Origin of the sequence: Lysinibacillus sp. S1, assembly GCF_044986265.1 — a bacterium.
Classification (GTDB): domain Bacteria; phylum Bacillota; class Bacilli; order Bacillales_A; family Planococcaceae; genus Lysinibacillus; species Lysinibacillus capsici.
This window is the reverse complement of the sequence record NZ_CP173154.1, coordinates 4,613,002-4,631,307: the sequence shown is the minus strand read 5'-3', so window position 1 is coordinate 4,631,307 and position 18,306 is coordinate 4,613,002. Positions and strand designations below refer to the sequence as shown.

At 40.1% G+C, this 18,306-nt stretch carries 15 protein-coding genes, 2 pseudogenes and 2 riboswitches; of the genes and pseudogenes, 5 read left to right on the top strand and 12 right to left on the bottom strand.

Features of this window, described 5'->3' with window-relative positions:
* Positions 1 to 4 precede the first annotated feature (4 nt).
* The 10 genes and pseudogenes from ACHZEU_RS23335 to ACHZEU_RS23290 form a co-directional block, all read right to left on the bottom strand.
* Positions 5 to 1,126 carry a cobalt-precorrin 5A hydrolase gene (locus ACHZEU_RS23335; protein ID WP_048392350.1) on the bottom strand — a complete coding sequence of 374 codons (1,122 nt, stop codon included), beginning with the start codon at positions 1,124 to 1,126 and terminating at the stop codon, positions 5 to 7.
* A complete protein-coding gene (gene cobM / locus ACHZEU_RS23330; RefSeq protein ID WP_404803821.1) occupies positions 1,119 to 1,904 on the bottom strand; it encodes a precorrin-4 C(11)-methyltransferase in 786 nt (261 codons plus the stop codon). The genes ACHZEU_RS23335 and cobM overlap by 8 nt, the downstream gene beginning before the upstream one ends.
* Complete coding sequence (cobI, locus tag ACHZEU_RS23325; protein ID WP_004231310.1) at positions 1,904 to 2,611, bottom strand: precorrin-2 C(20)-methyltransferase; 708 nt, start codon at positions 2,609 to 2,611, stop codon at positions 1,904 to 1,906. The genes cobM and cobI overlap by 1 nt, the downstream gene beginning before the upstream one ends.
* Positions 2,604 to 3,824: a precorrin-6y C5,15-methyltransferase (decarboxylating) subunit CbiE gene (gene cbiE, locus ACHZEU_RS23320; protein WP_404803820.1), complete on the bottom strand. Its 1,221-nt coding sequence runs from the start codon at positions 3,822 to 3,824 to the stop codon at positions 2,604 to 2,606. The genes cobI and cbiE overlap by 8 nt, the downstream gene beginning before the upstream one ends.
* On the bottom strand, positions 3,781 to 4,914 hold the full coding sequence (locus tag ACHZEU_RS23315) for a cobalt-precorrin-5B (C(1))-methyltransferase (RefSeq protein ID WP_404803819.1): 1,134 nt from the start codon (positions 4,912 to 4,914) through the stop codon (positions 3,781 to 3,783). The genes cbiE and ACHZEU_RS23315 overlap by 44 nt, the downstream gene beginning before the upstream one ends.
* Positions 4,914 to 5,573, bottom strand: a complete 660-nt coding sequence (locus tag ACHZEU_RS23310) for a precorrin-8X methylmutase (RefSeq protein ID WP_404803818.1) — start codon at positions 5,571 to 5,573, stop codon at positions 4,914 to 4,916. The genes ACHZEU_RS23315 and ACHZEU_RS23310 overlap by 1 nt, the downstream gene beginning before the upstream one ends.
* 12 nt (positions 5,574 to 5,585) lie before the next feature.
* Entirely contained in the window at positions 5,586 to 6,347 is a 762-nt protein-coding gene (gene cobK / locus ACHZEU_RS23305) for a precorrin-6A reductase (protein ID WP_048392346.1), read from the bottom strand.
* A pseudogene (locus ACHZEU_RS23300) lies at positions 6,344 to 7,279 on the bottom strand (sirohydrochlorin chelatase). The gene cobK and the pseudogene ACHZEU_RS23300 overlap by 4 nt, the downstream one beginning before the upstream one ends.
* Positions 7,280 to 7,293: 14 nt before the next feature.
* Positions 7,294 to 8,961 (bottom strand): precorrin-3B C(17)-methyltransferase, encoded by a 1,668-nt coding sequence (gene cobJ / locus ACHZEU_RS23295; protein ID WP_404803817.1) that lies wholly within the window; start codon positions 8,959 to 8,961, stop codon positions 7,294 to 7,296.
* A 4-nt stretch (positions 8,962 to 8,965) separates the two neighbouring features.
* Complete coding sequence (locus ACHZEU_RS23290) at positions 8,966 to 9,337, bottom strand: ferredoxin (RefSeq protein ID WP_004231296.1); 372 nt, start codon at positions 9,335 to 9,337, stop codon at positions 8,966 to 8,968.
* A gap of 145 nt (positions 9,338 to 9,482) precedes the next feature.
* Positions 9,483 to 9,665, bottom strand: a riboswitch (cobalamin riboswitch).
* Between the two features lie 252 nt (positions 9,666 to 9,917).
* A riboswitch (cobalamin riboswitch) is annotated at positions 9,918 to 10,103 on the top strand.
* A gap of 148 nt (positions 10,104 to 10,251) precedes the next feature.
* On the opposite strand from ACHZEU_RS23290, the gene ACHZEU_RS23285 reads away from it, so the two are divergent.
* From ACHZEU_RS23285 to ACHZEU_RS23265, 5 genes are all read left to right on the top strand, one after another.
* Complete coding sequence (locus tag ACHZEU_RS23285) at positions 10,252 to 10,998, top strand: energy-coupling factor ABC transporter permease (RefSeq protein WP_404803816.1); 747 nt, start codon at positions 10,252 to 10,254, stop codon at positions 10,996 to 10,998.
* Between the two features lie 3 nt (positions 10,999 to 11,001).
* Complete coding sequence (locus tag ACHZEU_RS23280) at positions 11,002 to 11,274, top strand: energy-coupling factor ABC transporter substrate-binding protein (protein WP_404803815.1); 273 nt, start codon at positions 11,002 to 11,004, stop codon at positions 11,272 to 11,274.
* A gap of 5 nt (positions 11,275 to 11,279) precedes the next feature.
* Positions 11,280 to 12,053, top strand: coding sequence for a cobalt ECF transporter T component CbiQ (gene cbiQ, locus ACHZEU_RS23275; RefSeq protein ID WP_404803814.1), 774 nt, complete (start codon positions 11,280 to 11,282; stop codon positions 12,051 to 12,053).
* Complete coding sequence (locus ACHZEU_RS23270) at positions 12,050 to 12,886, top strand: energy-coupling factor ABC transporter ATP-binding protein (protein WP_404803813.1); 837 nt, start codon at positions 12,050 to 12,052, stop codon at positions 12,884 to 12,886. Before cbiQ ends, ACHZEU_RS23270 begins: the two co-directional genes overlap by 4 nt.
* Before the next feature lie 147 nt (positions 12,887 to 13,033).
* Positions 13,034 to 16,531: a S8 family peptidase gene (locus ACHZEU_RS23265; RefSeq protein WP_315061173.1), complete on the top strand. Its 3,498-nt coding sequence runs from the start codon at positions 13,034 to 13,036 to the stop codon at positions 16,529 to 16,531.
* Between the two features lie 97 nt (positions 16,532 to 16,628).
* Here ACHZEU_RS23265 and ACHZEU_RS23260 read toward each other — a convergent pair.
* Positions 16,629 to 17,069 (bottom strand): annotated as a pseudogene (locus ACHZEU_RS23260) (GNAT family N-acetyltransferase).
* 118 nt (positions 17,070 to 17,187) lie between these two features.
* Complete coding sequence (locus ACHZEU_RS23255; RefSeq protein WP_404803812.1) at positions 17,188 to 18,276, bottom strand: glycosyltransferase; 1,089 nt, start codon at positions 18,274 to 18,276, stop codon at positions 17,188 to 17,190.
* Positions 18,277 to 18,306 lie beyond the last annotated feature (30 nt).

Here is an 18,306-nt window from a genome sequence, read left to right as displayed (position 1 = left end):
CTCCTTAAAATAGGTATCTAGCAACTGAAATCGTAGCATTACCCGATTTTTTCTTCTCTAATAGAAGTGATGGAACCTGTGCATAGCGCATAGCTGCTGGTTCACTCACTCCGTATGCACCTGTATATTTAAAGACTGTTTCAGAGGGTGATGGAAATTCGATTTCATTTAATTCATCCGGTGTATACGTAACGAACTCCCAATCATATTTCTTCGTAATCTCTAAGAAACATTGCTCATCTTTCTTCAAATCAATCGTGCATAAGGCTTTCACACTTTTTTTCGAAAGCTTTAGCTCTGCCAAGGTTTCATCGATTACTTGTTCAATTTCCTCTAAAGATGTACCACGGTTACAGCCCATTCCTAGCACAATGGATTTTGGGCGATAAATAACACCGTTTTCTAGAAGAACCTCTTCTTCAGGTTCAATGATTCGATCTGTTATTAATAATGTGGCATGGGGAGTAGCTTGGATGGCTGCCTGTGTTGATGGATAGATTTTAATTTGCTCTGGCATCGGTGTATCACGCATCCACCAATCACGTTCGCCTGTTTCCTGTACAATGGCTACATGTTCCTCATTTACAACAGATGCACTAACTGGTGTCAATTTATCCGCACTATCCCATACCCAGCCAAAGCGGGCTCCAAATAAATCAACTGGAATCGTCTTTTGTACATCAGAAGCCGTTGTAATAATCGGATTTGCACCAAGTGCAGCTGCCACCTCGTGTGTTAGCTCATTGGCACCACCTAAATGCCCTGATAATACGCTAATAACATTTTCCCCTCGATCATCAATCACCACAACACCTGGGTCTGTCTTTTTATCCTTTAAAATCGGCGCAATCATTCGTACAACTGCCCCTAGTGAAATAATTAAAATCAACCCTTTATATTGCTTAAATAGTGTTGGCAATAGCAGGCGCACTGTTCCTGTAAATAGTTGAATATGCTTTTCTTCTTCATCGCCTTGTTCAAATTTACTCATATAATATAAATCACTTGCTGCAAAGGTTTGCTGCAGACGACGTCCTATTTGGACACCATGCTTCGTAATGGCTACAACGGCATAAGGATTACGTTGATCAACCTCTGGTAACACACCCTCTTGTAACTCAATCACTTGTCTTCACACCTTTTCTAAAGCCGTGTGTAAAGCTTGCATCATATAACTTCGAACGATATTGATCTTTATCATGAATGTTCGGGTCTAATGCCCAGCCCGCTAAAATCATCGCATGCTTACGAATACCATTCACACGCATCGCTTCATCTAATTCGATTAAAGTTGTTCGTACGATTTTTTGATCGGGCCATGAAGCTCGTTGAATAACTGCTACAGGCGTGTCATCAGCCCAACCAGCACTTTGTAGCTCTTTGACAATTTTTTTYGTYRGSGTTGCASTAAKGWATAAGGCAATTGTACAATGATGGCTCGCTAAATCACGCAGCTTTTCAAATTCTGGTACAGGTGTGCGCCCCTCTGCACGTGTTAGAATAAGGGTTTGTGTTAGATCAGGAATTGTTAGCTCAGCTCCGATTGCAGCGGCCGATGCAAATACAGAGCTAACTCCTGGAATGACTTCATACCCAATGCCTTCCTTTTTTAATAGCGCAACTTGCTCCATAATGGCACCATACATCGCTGGATCACCTGTATGCATACGTGCCACTGTTTTACCAGCATTGACTCGGTCCACCATCACAGCAACCATTTCCTCCAAATGCATACCAGCTGTACGAATGACCTCCGCATCTGGTCTAGCTTTCGCAATAAGGTCCTCACTCACTAAAGAATCTGTATACATGACAACGTCCGCTGTTTGTAACATATGTAAACCTTTGACTGTAATTAAATCCGGATCACCAGGACCAGCGCCGACAATATAGATTTTTTTCATTATTTACGCACCACCATTAATGTTAAATATTCTAAATCGACACCATCCAACTCACGCACATCCCAAATGATTTCTTCATCAGATGTTACCTTTGTCACCACGGATGCTTTATCTAATAAATCTAAATCGCGTAGCACTTCAAGCATTAAATCAATCACTTTCGCCACTTTAATAAAAACAACAGCATCATGTGTTTCAATCGCTTCACGCATAGCTTCGTAATTGTCATACGCAGGAATAATCGCAACACGATCATCACCATCCGCTAACGCAATGCCTAAGCGTGATGCAGAGCCATTAAACGAAGAAATTCCTGGTACCGTGCGAATTTCGACATCTGGATGCTTGTCCTGCATTAGCTTCATCATATGAATAAACGTACTATACAATAAAGGATCGCCCTCTGTAACAAAGGCTACATCTTTGCCTGCTTGTAATTTTTCGTAGACAAGTTCTACTGACTTTGTCCATTCACGTTCTAGAACAGCCTCATCTTTCGTCATTGGGAATACAAGACCAAGCATATCTTTTTCTTCTGGATTAATATACACATCTACAATACGATGGGCATAGCTTTTACTGCCTTTTAGCTTTTTTGGGTAAGCAATAACAGGTGATTCCTGAATCACTCGAAATGCCTTTACTGTAATTAATTCTGGATCGCCAGGACCAACGCCCAAGCCATATAAAATTCCTAGATTACTCATGATTTTCTTCCTTTCGATAAGCGGAAATAATGTATATTGGATTTAATGGAACAAAGCGTGTCATATCTAAAATTGGTTTACTGCGTGCCAGCTGAGCCTGTAAAATGTCAACAGCAAAACCACAAGCTTTAAATGCCTCAACAGCTTTATATAAATTTTCAATAGTCGCCGCATTTAAGACAATGCGCCCATTTTGCTTTAAACGCTGACAGCATAATTGCAGTAACTCAACCATTTCACCACCAGTGCCCCCGATGAAAATGGCATCAGGGTCTGGAAAGTTGTCTAAACCCTCTGGTGCTTTACTATGGATAGCAGTTATATCGACTCGAAACTTTTGTTGGTTTTGAAGACAGTTTTCTAAATCAGGGGCATTTTTTTCTACGGCAAAAACTTGTCCCTCAGGAGCAAGCTTACCTGCCTCAATGGCCATTGATCCCGTACATGTGCCAATATCCCAAATAATGCTATCCCGTTGAAGCTGCATGGCTTGCAAACTTAAAACTCGAATTTCTTTCTTCGTAATAAGTCCTTTATCTGGCTTTCGTTGTGAAAATTCCTCATCATCAATCCCGAGCGTGTAGCGTTTCGGTGCTATTGTTTGTTTTAAAATCACGACATTTAAAGGAGAAAAATGAGTAACTTCCATTTCATCGAGCGAGTACCAGCCACTTTTTTCGTTGTCGCCCTGTAAATTTTCGGCTACAAAGGCACGATATTCCGTCATACCAAAATGCTTTAGATATTTAGCAAGAGCATTCGGACTATTCTCTACATCTGTTAAAAGTGCTACTTTCTTTTTGCCATCAATTCGCTGTGCCAAGCCCTTCATTGGTCGTCCATGAATACTCGTTACGTAAKCATCCTGCCAGCTCTCTCCCATTTTCGCAAAGGCCAGCTGGACAGAGCTCATATAGGGATAAACCTCTATTTGTAGCTTTTTGGCTAAATAGCCTCCGACGCCATAAAATAATGGATCTCCAGATGCAAGAATCACGGTATTTCTTGTTTCTTCAGACAATCTTTCAACAAGTGTTGAAAGACCTCCTTTTATCAGGATTTTTTCACCCCTAAAGTCTGGGAAAAAATCAAGTACTCGCTCACCACCAACAAGTACCTCACAGTCTTCAATCCACTGAAGGTATTGGGGTAATAAGCTTGCTAATCCGTTATCCCCGATCCCAATCAACTTCATCGATCGATGCAATGTCATCAGCCCTTCCTAATAATTGTCCCTGCATCGAATAGATCGATGTGGAAAGCGTTAAACCGCCCTTAATATGATGGATAGAGGAATAGCAGCAGGCCTCACATAAACGATGGAAGAACGCATCATAGCCCTTCTCCATCATCATCTCACCCACTTGTGAAGCTGTATTTGCCTCCAGAACTTGTGCTATCGTTTCTCTATCTGCCCCTATATCCTCTGCCAGTTGTGCTAAAAAATTAAAATCGATTGGTGCACTTTTGGAATGCACCATCATGACTCCTTGTGCGACTTTAGAAAATTTCCCCATCATCCCAACGAGTGAAACTTGTTTGATGCCTAGACGCTTACAATGCTTTAATGTAAAACCTACAAAGTCACCCATTTCAATAAACGCTTCTTCTGCTAGATGTGGGTATTGTTTCATCGCAAACTTCTCACTTCGTCCACCTGTTGTCACCACTAAATGCTCACAGCCAGMCTCTTTCGCTACACTGATGGCTTGGACAATACTGGCCATATAAGCAGAACTCGAAAAAGGCACGACGGTTCCCCTTGTGCCTAAGATTGAGATGCCCCCAAGTATACCGAGTCGTCCATTTAACGTTTTTTTAGCAATCTCCTCACCCTTAGGTACAGAAATCACCACATTCACGCCTCGAGTAATGTGAAATTCGTCCAACACACCTTGGACCGTGCTATAAATCATTTTACGGGGTACAGGATTAATGGCTGCCTCTCCGACAGGCACTGGCAGGCCAGGCTTTGTGACACGCCCGACGCCAATACCTCCATCTAAATGAATCCCAGGTGTATCTGCCCAGCTCACTGTGCCAACGATGAGTGCCTGATGGGTCGCATCAGGATCATCACCAGCATCTTTAATCGTTTCACAGCTGACAGCATTTTCTTCAAATATGCATTTTTCAATTGTAAAGGTTGCATCTCGACCAATAGGTAAATGAATCGTACTTGTCTCTTGCTCCTCCTTGGTAATAAGGGCAAGCAGTGCAGCCTTTGATACAGCAGTTGCACAGGCTCCCGTCGTATAACCGTGACGCATGTCCTTGGGGTCCTTTTTTGGCTTCCGCTCCATTATTTTTTCGCCTKTTCGTCCGCTAAAASKGAGATGGCATTTAAARCAGCMMCCGTCACTGTACTACCGCCTTTACGACCAACATTTGTAATGTACGGAATCCCTTCTAGTTTAAGCAGCTCTTCTTTTGACTCAGCTGCTGACACAAAACCAACAGGCATACCGATAATTAAATCTGGTTTTGCTAGCCCTTCTTTAATTAATCGAATCAATTCCAGCAATGCAGTTGGTGCATTACCAATGGCATAAATACCACCTTCATGTAATTTTGATGCCTTTTGCATCGAAATAATGGCACGTGTTGTATTTTGTTTTTTCGCTTCTATTGATACATCTTCATCCGCAATATAGCAATGCAAATCACCACCATGTTTTTGGAAACGCTTTTTACCAGAGCCACTTTCAATCATTTGCACATCTGCAATGACATGACGTCCTGCAAGAATAGACTTGATACCCGCTTCAATAGCACCTGGTGTAATGATGACACTACGACCTAGCTCGAAATCAGCTGATGCATGGATAATGCGACGTACAACTTTCCATTCATCTTCTGAGAAGTCATGCTCGCCCATTTCCTCTGCAATAATAGAGAAACTGTAATCGTAAATTTTATCTGGGTCTACCGTTAATGGTTTAAAATCTGTTTTAAAATCCATGGAAAATGCCTCCTAAATTGTATGTTCAACAGCCTGTAATACTTCTTCAAATGTTGAATATTGTTGGCCGTACTGTATATTTGGTCGTGCAATAAGAATCGTTTCAATCTGGCATGCGAGAGCTGCCTCTAGCTTCTCATCAACTGAGCCCACTTTACCGCTTTCTTTGGTAATCATCAACGTCACTCCGTATTGACGAAATAGAGCTTCATTTAATTCCTTTGAAAACGGACCTTGAATAGCCACAATATCTCGCTGCGCCACGCCAAGTGCCTCACATTTTTCCATATTATCTAGTCGTGGAAGCATACGAGCGATTACTCTTGTGTTTTCTAAGCCCTGTAAAACCCTTGTAAATGTAGCGAGTGTTTTACTACCTGTCGTTAGCATAATGACACCGCGTTTTTCTGCAGCTAGCTGAGCTGCCTCCTCATAATCCTTTACAACAGTAATCAAAGGATGGGCATAATGTTCATGAGCTCTTTCATAGCGAATATAAGGAATCTTTGCCTGCTCTGCCGCTGCCATCGCATTTTTAGAGGCTTCCTCCGCAAATGGATGAGAAGCATCTACCACCAATTGATAGCCCTGCTCTGTCATGATGGTCGCCATTTCCTCAGCTGTCAGTCTACCGATTAAATGTGGCAGGCCAACGTCAGCAAGACTAGAGGCTGCCGATTCAGTGACGACCGTAGCGGTTACCGCATAACCTGCGCTTTGTAATGCAAGGGCTAGATCCCTTGCATCACTTGTCCCTGCTAACATGAAAATCATTTTACCGGCTCCTCTTCATGATGATGGTCATGGTCATGCCCATGATCGTGATCGTGATCGTGATGATGATGATGCGCATGTCCATGATCGTGATCGTGAKCAKGATKGTKATGATGATGKGCATGTCCATGTACTGCCGCATAGGCGCGATAATCTTCTAGATCTTGCATACCTGTTGATGTACCGTTGATTGCCTGTTCAWTAYGCTNTRWTWRWWTATTTTGTAACCGTTCATGGTAGCCAAAATAGTTAGCAATTTGAATATCACAATCTGGATAAAGTTCATTAAACTTCTCACACATGCCATGCATGCGTTCCATCAAAATGCCTGTGAATAAAAAGTATGGTAACATGATGATTTTTTTTGCACCTAGTTTGACACAACGTTCAATTCCTTCTTCAACTCGTGGATCTGTGACACCCATAAAAGCACTTTCTACGTATTTYAYRGGTAGTTTTTCCCATAAGAGTCGCGTAATTTTATAAAAATCACCATTAGCAGATGGATCACTGCCACCTCGTGCAATCAATAAAATCGCTGTGTMTTCCTGCTCTTGTTCTGAATTAAAGCCAATTTCAGCTAGGCGATCTTGTAAAATGGCAAAGATTTCATCATGGATACCAATTGTTTGACCATATGTGAAGGTAATCGTTGGATAATGCTCACGTGCATGCTCGATTTCCGCTGGAATATGCAGCTTTGAATGGCCTGCATGCAGTAAAATGATTGGAATTACATGTACCTCTGTAGCTCCCTTTTTCACACAGTTTGTAATACCTTCTTCGATGTTAGGTGAAGCAAATTCAAGGAAACAAGTTTCCACTAAAAATTGTTCATCAATACGCGGTGTCATTTGTTCGATAAATGTACGAACCTCATCATTTCCTGCTGCTAAACGGCTCCCATGGCCGACAAATAAAATAGCTTTCATCTCTCTACTCCTTACTAGTCGCCGCACGGAGCTGGCTCTACTTTTATTTTDGAAGACATAHCBTGATACGTAAAATGCAGTATTTTTTTCACACGTTTAAAATATTTAAATAAGCGTTCATTTGGATGAGCATTTGCTTTATATTCTTCAATAATATCTGTAATGAGTGGAATCAGCTGCTCAGGCTCCAGCCCTTCTACAACAGGCTGTGCTGCGTGTGCTGTACGACCGACTGGTTTTGCTCCAATAAAGACATCAAATTTACTTTTGCGGTAGACGATGCCAATATCATCAAATACAGCCCGATAACAGGCCATCCCACAGCCATTAAAGCCAATATTTAATGTCTTCGGTAAGGACATACCGCCTAGTTTTTCTTGTATTTCCTCTGCATATGGTATTGAATCAGCCTTTTCACCGTAGCAAAAATCACAAGCCTTCAGTGATAACACATCACCAATCGGGGATAATAAAAACCCTACTTCCTGTAATTTCTCTSTGAKCTGTTCAGRGGCAGTCGTTGGTATTTTYAAATGAATTTGWTGATCTGGTGTGTATTCCATCGTCCCCTCATCCCCAACGACCTCCGCTAACATCATCATTTGCTGGGGAGTAAAAAACTTATTGGCTACACCAGGACTTACTGCTAATTCAAAAATAGAKTCTATTTTTTGCTGTACAAGCTTCGGTGTTACTTTGACTGCGCTTGTCCCTTTTACCATTGCAAGTGCCGCTGTAGCCATTTCAAGAGCTGTTTTTTTCGGCTTTGGCGTAGCGGCTATACTGGGTTTATTAAAGCGCCCTGCATTAGGGTCAGCCGTAAAGTCATTTCGCGCTGTTCCTGTCTCTTGGTTCATTGCYCAAGGTTCATTTTCTTCGCGTAAACGTTGATGTGGACGTAATGGCTGTTTCTCTTCACCCAGGGTATATTTACGTTGGTAACCGCGGGGCGTAATCATCTTATTGTCATAGAAAAATGTTGACGAATTCCCGATAATGACAGTTGTCAACATACCAATATCATGTTCTAGCATTTCTGCTAGTGTTGTCATGGTCACTTCTTGACGTTCTCGATAGGCACTTTTCACAAGCCCAACTGGTGTGTCTGGCGAACGATATTCTAAGAGTATTCGTTGAGCCTCGACAATTTGTCTTGTTCGACGTCCACTTTTAGGATTGTATAAAGCAATGACAAAGTCCGCCATTGCAGCTGCCTCGACACGCTTTGCAATTAAATTCCAAGGTGTTAGATGGTCACTCAAACTGATTGTACAAGCATCATGCATAATAGGTGCACCAAGTATGCTAGCGCATGAATTAATCGCAGAAATCCCAGGAACAATTTCAACTTCAATTCCTGTTGCTTCTGTCCAGCCTAGCTCAATTAACACCTCATAGACTAATCCTGCCATGCCATAGACGCCTGCATCACCACTCGAAATTACTGAGACGATGTTCCCTGCTTCGGCTTGACGAACGGCTTCCTGTGCACGCGACACTTCTTCTGTCATGCCTGTACTAACAATCGATTTTGCACTTACTAAATCTTGAATCAGCTCTACATAGGTTTTATAGCCTATAATCATATCACTTTGTTGTAAAGCCTCTACTGCACGTGTCGTAATATGCTTAAAATCTCCAGGTCCAAAGCCTACTACGAAAATTTTTCCTTTTTGCGCCATGTTGTTACCCCTCTTTCACCTTTTCGATCCCTTTAATGGCAGTTGTTTGAGCAGTACGCTGTAATGTACCTTCACGAAGTGTAAAGACATGTTCGTTGTATAAGGATTCATGATGTAAATCTTGTACTAGTGTTCTAGCATGCTCTGTTGATGGCACACGATACCAGTTTCCTTGAGGATAAGCGATTACCACACAAGCATCCTTGCAGCGTCCATTACAGCGCGTTCTTGTCGTATGTATTTCCTGATCGAGTGCTTGCCGTTGTATCTCATCTCGAATGGCTAAGGTAATTTCCTCCCCATCCTTTTTCATGCAGCTACTGCCATTGCAAATAAAGAGATGTGTTTTCATCCCCTCTAAATTCCAAGTTGTCATCTTCTGTCTCCCCTCATTTGCTTTTTGGAAAAAGAAAAACCTTTACTCTATAACGAAGAGTAAAGGTTTTGTAGAAGCCAAATAAAAACGAATAGAATGAAATACAGGTACCCGCTTTCGCTTCAACTTCTCCCTCCGAAAAGTTTGCATGCACAATCAAATAAGCAGGTTTCCTGACTTAAGCTTCATTTTACTGTCGCACCTTCCCAAGTTTGTACCAGTGGCTTTGCGATTTCATCAGCTATTACAGTAGCGGGGGCTGTATTGGATTTTCACCAATTTCCCTATTATCTCGAGCTATTCGAGCACTTATTGACGTTTTATATGAAATTTTTATTAGAATTTTAAATAGAAAACTGTCTTTATCATATCTTATTATTTTAAAATTTCAATATTTCTTTAAAAATTTATGACAAATTTATCAATTTTGAATGGAACTAGATATGAAATTTATATAAATCTATATAATTTGCGCACAAACTTTTATCAGAATATTCACCGTTGACCTTTAATTTTAAAAATTTTATAAAAGGTATAGCATATTTATGGAAATTCATGTTACACTTTGTCGTGAAATCTCACAATTTGAATGTTTTTCGGTGCAAAGTGCTTGTCATTTTGCTTAAAAGGGAAGCCGGTTTGAGTCCGGCGCGGTCCCGCCACTGTAATAGGGAGCTTTATAGAATATGTCACTGTCCAACGGATGGGAAGACCTATAAAGCATTGAACTAGAGCCAGGAGACCTGCCGAAAAATAAGTGATCGTTTCAACCTACGAGGATAGGTGTGCGGCTTAGCAGATGAGACTGTTATTTGCTTTTTTAGCTATGCACTTTTCCACCTAAGGAGAAGTGCTTTTTTTAATTACGCACGCAATATTCTAAAAATCTATTAATTAGTTAGGAGGAAAGCTTTTTGAAATTATCATGGTGGAAACTTAGTTATTTTTTACTGGCCTTTTTAATCGTGCCAAAACGTGCCTTTGCCATGCATATCATGGAAGGTTTTTTACCAATCGAATGGGCTATTTTTTGGTGGGTGATCTCTATCCCATTTATCATTCTAGGATTGCGTTCTATTCGAAAAACCATTGATGAAAATCCTGAAACAAAAATGCTTTTGGGGCTTTCAGGGGCCTTTGCCTTTGTGCTATCCGCCCTAAAAATCCCTTCAGTTACAGGTAGTTGCTCTCACCCAACTGGTGTAGGACTTGGGACAGTACTCTTTGGCCCTCTAGCAATGAGTGTAATTGGAACAATCGTTTTATTATTTCAATCTTTATTATTAGCTCATGGAGGAATTACAACTTTAGGGGCTAATGCCTTTTCTATGGCTATTGTTGGTCCTTTTATTGCTTACTTTGTCTTTAAAGGGGCTCAAAAAGTAGGGTTGTCATTTTCACTAGCCATATTCTTTGCAGCTATGCTTGGTGATTTAGGTACCTACATTGTGACTTCTGTACAACTAGCACTAGCCTTTCCTTCAGAGGTTGGAGGCTTTATGGCATCCTTTACAAAGTTTGCAGGTATTTTTGCCTTAACTCAAATTCCTTTAGCAKTGAGTGAAGGAATTTTAACGGTCATTGTGATGAATTTCTTGAAAAAATACAATGTTAGCGAATTAAAAACGTTACGTGTTTTCTCAACAAAGGAGGCACATTAACAAATGAAAAAAAATTTATTGTTATTAGCAATTGTTGTGTTGTTAGCCATCATTCCCTTATTCATACAAAAAGGTGCTGAATTTGGTGGTGCTGATGGAGAAGCAGAAGCAGCTATCGGTGAAATCAATGCGGAATATGAACCATGGTTTGAAAGTCTATGGGAGCCACCAAGTGGTGAAATCGAAAGCTTATTATTCGTGCTACAGGCAGCTATAGGAGCTGGCTTTATTGGCTACTTCATCGGCTATATGCGTGGCAAACCCAAAGAAGGTTAACCATTATGTTACTCATTGATAAGTATGCCTATCTGAATAAGCYAGCGTCCGTTCATCCGYTAGAAAAAATGATATTTTCACTTGGACTACTTCTCATAACGCTCAWCATGAGAGATGAACGACTTTCACTCATWACATKTWTTGTAATGAGTKCTTTTATCAWTTTAGGTGCAAAAATTCCGCTTGCATACTACGGCAAATTATTATTGCTACCTAGCTTTTTCTTATTAACAAGTCTCGTATCTATTTTACTTTCCTTTACATCATCAACGAATACACTCCCTGCCCATATTTGGTCGTTTACATTTAGGAATTGGACTGTCTTTATTGGGAATGCAAGTGTTTTAGCAGCGCAACAGCTGTTCTTTATTGTCCTTGGTAGCATTAGTTGTTTATACTTTTTAATTCTAACCACTTCCGTACAAGGAATATGTTATGTGCTACGACAATGGCGACTTCCCTCTTTATTAGTGGAGCTCGTCGAACTAATCTATCGTTTTATTTTTATGTTTTTAGAAAGCATGCAAAATATACATCTCGCCCAGCAAGCACGTCTTGGCTATCATTCACCGATGCAATGGCTACGCTCTGTCTCCATGCTTATTGTGGCATTATTTGTGGAAATGTTTCAGCGTAGCCGAGAGCTCAACAATGCCATGCAATCACGTGGAGGCGAGGCTGTCTACTGGCAAGAGATGGGCTCTTATAGCAAGAAAAATTGGCTAGGCATGGCAGCTATTTTACTAGTCCTCATCGTATATGGAGGGTATTTTACATGACAGCATTTTATTTTAAACTCAACCAATTATCTTATGCCTATGCGGATGGTACGAAGGCGTTGTCAGATATTACATTAGACATTCCAAAAGGTAAAAAAATCGCCATACTCGGGCATAATGGCGCAGGAAAATCGACTTTATTTCAGCATCTTAACGGTATTTTAAAACCTACAGCTGGAACGATTGTATTCGAAGGCAACGATCTGGAATATAGTCGAAAAGCTTTAAAGGCCCTACGCCAAAAAGTCGGCATTGTTTTTCAGAATGCAGATCATCAGCTTTTTTCAGGGACCGTCAAGCAAGATATAGCATTTGGCCCATTGAATCTCGGCTGGTCTACTGAAAAAACGGAAGAAAAAATAGCATGGGCCGTTGCGCAAACCGAAGTGAAAGATTTGCTTGATAAACCCATTCATTTTTTAAGCGTAGGTCAGAAAAAACGTGTAGCAATGGCAGGTGTTTTAGCGATGGAGCCCTCTGTCCTTTTGTTAGATGAACCAACAGCAGGTCTTGATAATTATTATGCTACACAAGTATTACAATACTTAGCCAAATTAGATGATGGTGAGAGAACCATTTTACTAGCAACCCATGACATACCTCTCGCCTATGAATGGGCAGATCTAATCATTGTTATGGAGGCTGGAAAAATTATTTATAACGGTGATCCAATCACCTTGTTTTATGAAGACGAATTGTTACATCGCGCGCATCTTGAACGTCCATGGATTTTTGAAATGGTCATAGCTTTGCAAAAAAAGAAGCTATTGCAGGAAAATATCAACATCCCTCGTTCCAAGCAGGAGCTACAACAATTAATAGAACAGATCTAAAGCTTTTAATAATGCTAGGTTTTTTCGTTATACCTACCAAAAATTAAAATAGCAAAGAAAAATTTTCCTCCATTACGAAACTTTTCTAATCTTTGTCCKTATTAATATAGTCGAGATTTAATTTATAACACCAAGGAGAGATAACAATTGAAAAGTTGGTATAAAAAATCAGTCGCTGTTGTAGCATCTGCTGCACTCATGGTTCCTGCTGCTTCTGCCTTTGCTGAGGCACCTCAGCATAAAGCGAAAAACATGCTGGCAAACAGTGCGAAACAAACAGAGAAGAATGAAGAAAAATGGATGAGTAAGGATACAATTGTTATCAAGCATTCAGGTCTTGATAAAAACGTACATAAAAAAATTGGCTCCAAGGTCATCCGCTCCATTCCTTCATTAGGGTATGATGTTGTACAACTAAATAAAGGCGTATCGATCGAAAAAGCCGTCTCTTACTATTTAAAGCAAAACGGAATATCAAGTGTATCTCCTAGTTACATCTATCATTCTTTTAATAAAGAAGCTGATCCTAAAAAACAAGAGATGTATCATTTAAACTTACTGCAAATGGATAAGGCACTAGAATTAGCAGGCAACCATGATGTCACAGTTGCTGTCATTGATTCTGGTGTAGATTTTAAACACCCCGATCTAAAGTCACAAGTACTCCCACCCTATAATGCAGCAGCACCTGCTAATACTACCTATTCAGGCGATCACGGAACACATGTGGCAGGTATTATCGCCGCAGCAAAAGATAATGGCGTAGGTGGGCATGGGATTAATCCGAATGCAAAGTTACTGCCAATTGATGTATTTAACGGCAAAGAAGGTGCTAATGATTTCATCATTGCACAGGGTATTCTTTATGCAATTGAGCAGGGCGTTGACGTCATTAATATGAGTCTAGGAGGCTATGGTGAATCTCCCCTGATGAAGGAAGCCGTTCAGAAAGCGATTGATAGTGGGATTACAATTGTGGCGGCCGCAGGAAATGAATCGACAGATGAATATTCCTTCCCCGCTTCTTTCGAAGGTGTCATTAGTGTTGGTTCAACAAACGAACGTAACAAACTATCGAGCTACTCCAATTACGGACCATCTGTGGATATTGTTGCACCAGGTGAAGACATTTATAGTACCGTTCATGATGCGAAGAAAGGATCATCTTTTGTCAAGTTTAGTGGAACATCCATGGCCTCTCCTGTCGTGGCAGGTATCGCCTCTCTTCTTAAATCCAAAGACCCATCTTTAAAACCGCATCAAATAGAAGCGATTTTAGAAATGACCGCACAAGATTTGGGCGAGAAAGGCTATGATCTTACTTATGGTCACGGATTAGTTGATCCTGTAAAAGCATTACAATTTGATTTAAATAAATTGCCTAAGCATTATTCAGAGACAAAGGAAGATCGTATTAAGAACGCCAAGATCCTTGCTAAAAATAAGCTAAATACAGAACAGGGTGCTTTTGAACAGCAAGACGAAAAGAAATGGTATAAAGTCGATTTAGAAGAAAATGAATATGCTCAATTAACATTAAAAGGCGCTGACAAATACGACTATGCCTTTGATTTATATTTCTACCCAAATAGCGGGATAGGTGATGTAGAGCCTATCCATGTCAATGATGTTCGCGTAGGAAAAAAAGAAGGTTATCTATTTAAAGCAGATCAAAAGGGAACGCTTGTCATTGGTGTCAAAGATCATAATGGAAGCTATAGTTTAAAAGGCAAATCTACTTACATTTTTACAGCACAAACGACGAAGGACTTGCCAATTGATACAATAGACAAGTCTACAATGGAGCCTATTAAAAAGTTCCCATATAGTACAGCAGGTAAAAACTATACATTACTGTCAAAAGATCAACAACAAGATCAAGATTACTTCACGTTCTCTGTCAAAAAACCGACGACGTTACAATTTGATCTATCGGGAATTCCAGGTGTCACTGCCTCTATGGAGCTTTATCTAAAAGATGACTTTAATCCTGTGCCACCAGAAGAAATCGATCAAGCTGAAAATGATGAAGGTGAAGAAGAAGCCTATCCAATGCAGACCGCTTATGGTACAGCAAAAGGTGAACCGGTTCGTATGATTATCGACGCTGTTCCAGATCAAGAGTACGTTTTAAGTGTATCTAATGAAAGTAATAGCGAGTTTTCTATGGAGATGTTCTTTAGTGGCGGCATCGAAAAAGAAGAAACGATCAGCGAATCGATGATCCCTTACACATTAAAAGGTGAAGTAGTTTCCCTCCCACCTGATGAGGATGGTCTACCTGTAGATGAAGCCATGATCGAAGAAAATGTTCCAGAGAGCCAATTACCGCTTATAGAAAACAACATAAAAAAACGTAATGAAATTGACAGCCTGATGAGTATGTTATTGAATCCTACGGCTTCAGGCAACCTAGAAAATGTTGACCCTATCATTAAGCAGGCAATCCGCTTTGAAATAGGTGACGATCAAAAAGCTTATTTCCAAACAGATTATGATGAGGATTATTTCTTATTTAAAGCGAAGGAAGACGCCCTTTATAGCTTCAGCTTTTTGAAAGGCATGAACCAAATGCCGACAGGTACAGTGTTTGAATATGATGAAGAAACAAAAGAATTAATTCCCGTTTCTTCCTTAACTAATGACCTTGGTATACTGGCACTACTACTTGGTTCAGCTGGTAACGAAGACGATGCAAAGGTCATACCATTGAAAAAGGACAAAACATACGTGGTAGCCGTTGTCAATGCTGGAGAAAGGTCTGCTGAGCCTTATACATTGAAAACAAAGAAAATAGGCGATATTCCAGCAGAGTACAATCCAAACAATCATGAGGAAGCAAAAGCGCTAAAAATTCAACCAGGTACTACTTATAGAGACCACCTGATTTATCAAGATGATGTAGATTATTACTACTATAAGCAACAAGGCAATGATGAAGTCATGAGTCTGCTTCTTTCTTCAGTTCCTTTTACTAATGAACAATTGGCTCAGCTACCTAAAGAACTGCAAAAGGACTTGAAATTTGCAGGAGCTATTATCGAAGATACGAACGGCAATATGAAGATTGATGCCAAAGAAATGGAGACAGAAATTCCATTTGGCTTAGGTGATAATATTCTTGAAATGTTACTTGGAATGATGGGTACAAACGATGTAAATACATCGTTTAAGGCAAAGAAGGATCGAGGCTATTTTATTCTAGTCAACAGTATGGGGCTTGGCCAAGTATCGATTCAGCCTTATACATTAACATTGTTTGATCATAAGCATGTGGATGAAGATGCGGATTCAAAGTTAGTAAATGGTGTACCTAGCAAGCCATCTGTTCTTGTGAAAAAGGATGAGAAATGGGTTGCAACGCAATATTTAAATGCAGGTATACCATTTGGTGATAAAGACTATTTTGAATGGAATAACGACCAGAAACGCGAAGTCTTCTTCTCACTCCAAACAGAAAAAGCGTTGGATGGTGTTATTCGAGTGTTAGATGCAAACGGAAAAACCGTCAAAACATTCGATCTTTACGGTGTTGGTGATGCCGAGGTTGGTACGTTGGAGCTTGATGCAGGCAAATACTATATTGAAGTAAGTGAGTTTGATGGCAAAGCTAGCACACAACCCTATACGCTTGAAATAAAATAGTTAGAATTAAAAACATCCCCTAGATCAAAACGATCTAGGGGATATTTATGATCTGAAAGAAGCATTTTCATCCAACGATGAGATTCACCACTTCGGCTTACATAAAATATTTAACATAATTACAATATTCATCTTGCTTCATTTGTAGCTTTTCATAAAGCTTACGTGCATTTACATTATCAGCCGCCGTTTGTAACGTGACATAGCGAGCATACTGTTGCTCGCAATAATGAAATACCTTTTCCATCAATGCCTTGCCCACCCCTAGGCCTCTAGCATCTTCTGTTACATAAATATCATTTAAAATATAGGCTCGCTGTAAAGCAATGGACGAAAATGTTGGATATAATTGTGTAAATCCAATTATCTTGTCATCCATCAGCGCGATAAAAATGACGGATTCTTTCAAGGCCAATCGTAATTGTAAAAATGCCTTGGCACTGCTTATATCTGACTCAATTCSWKRWRWYYKWYGWTAYWCWNYAANNAGTTTTGCTAAGTCCTCTAGTTCWTCCATTGTTGCTTGTAGTATTTCCATTCTAGTCTCCCCTTGTGTCTACCCATGTTTGTCTAGCTTTATAAAACTAGTGTTTATTATATAGGAAATACTGGTATAAAGAAAAGAATACTCCTCTCAAYCCASAAAAGATTCACTTTTATTCACCTAAATAATTGGCAACCTTCTTGACGATCTGCCTCCAATTTAATTCCTTGCGGGCAAATGCTTGAAGCTGGACACAAGTATCTGCCAATAATGATTCCTGTGCTGCAACTTGTTGCAATGTCTGACCTATCGCCTCCCAATCATGTGTAGGATGGATTGTACCAAAACGCTGTTGTTGTGTAATATCAGCAGCACCATCCACATCTGTTGTCACGATATAGCAACCATTTTTAGCTGCCTCCGCAAAGACATGGGCATAGCATTCGACTAAAGACGTTAAGCAAAAAATTTTAGCCTTACGATACTCCTCTTCTAGCTGAACCTTATCAACAATAGGTCCTACCATGGTTACTTGAGCGGCAAGCGGATGACTATCTAGTAATAGTCTCAGCTCTTCTTGAAATGAGACTGACATCGGCCCTACTAAACGAAGCTCCCAATCTGGCAGTTGTGCTGCTAAAAATGCCTTGACTGTCAAAATTGTTTGCTTCTCTGGTGCATCCAATCGCCCAACTGTTAGAATTCTATTTTCTTTCTCGTGAAACGGCACTGGCTCTGTGGGAAAATGTTCATAAAAACCATTGGGTATATGTTTCRCADCCAATTGTGAAAAGTCTTTGATTGCTGTTTGAATAGATATGCATTCAGAGGTAAGGAGATCACAAAGCTGCAACAACTCTAAAAAATAGGGATAGGTTTTTAATCGATTTAGCCAAAATCGATTGACATCTAATTTCATATAAATTTTGCCATTTGGATTAAAATGCTTATAGGTTTTCAAAATAGCTAAATAGGATGGATAGGGTCCAATAGCAAAGGCAATGTCGATGTCCCTTGCATGCTGGGCTAAATAAGCATTCATATTCACCACATAATCATCTTCAAATGGTACAGACTCAAATTTTACAGTGGGAAAGACTTGTTGAAGTAGAGCTTCATTCATTTCTGTCGTGACAATAGTGACCTCATAGCCTAAATGTTCCCCCAATAAAATAGGCACTAGACACAAATCTTTGAAAATATGGGCATCCGAAAGTTTGTAAGATTCCACGCTACAAATAAATGCTAGTCTTTTTGTCATCGTATCCCTCTTTCTAAAAAAAGCGCTCTC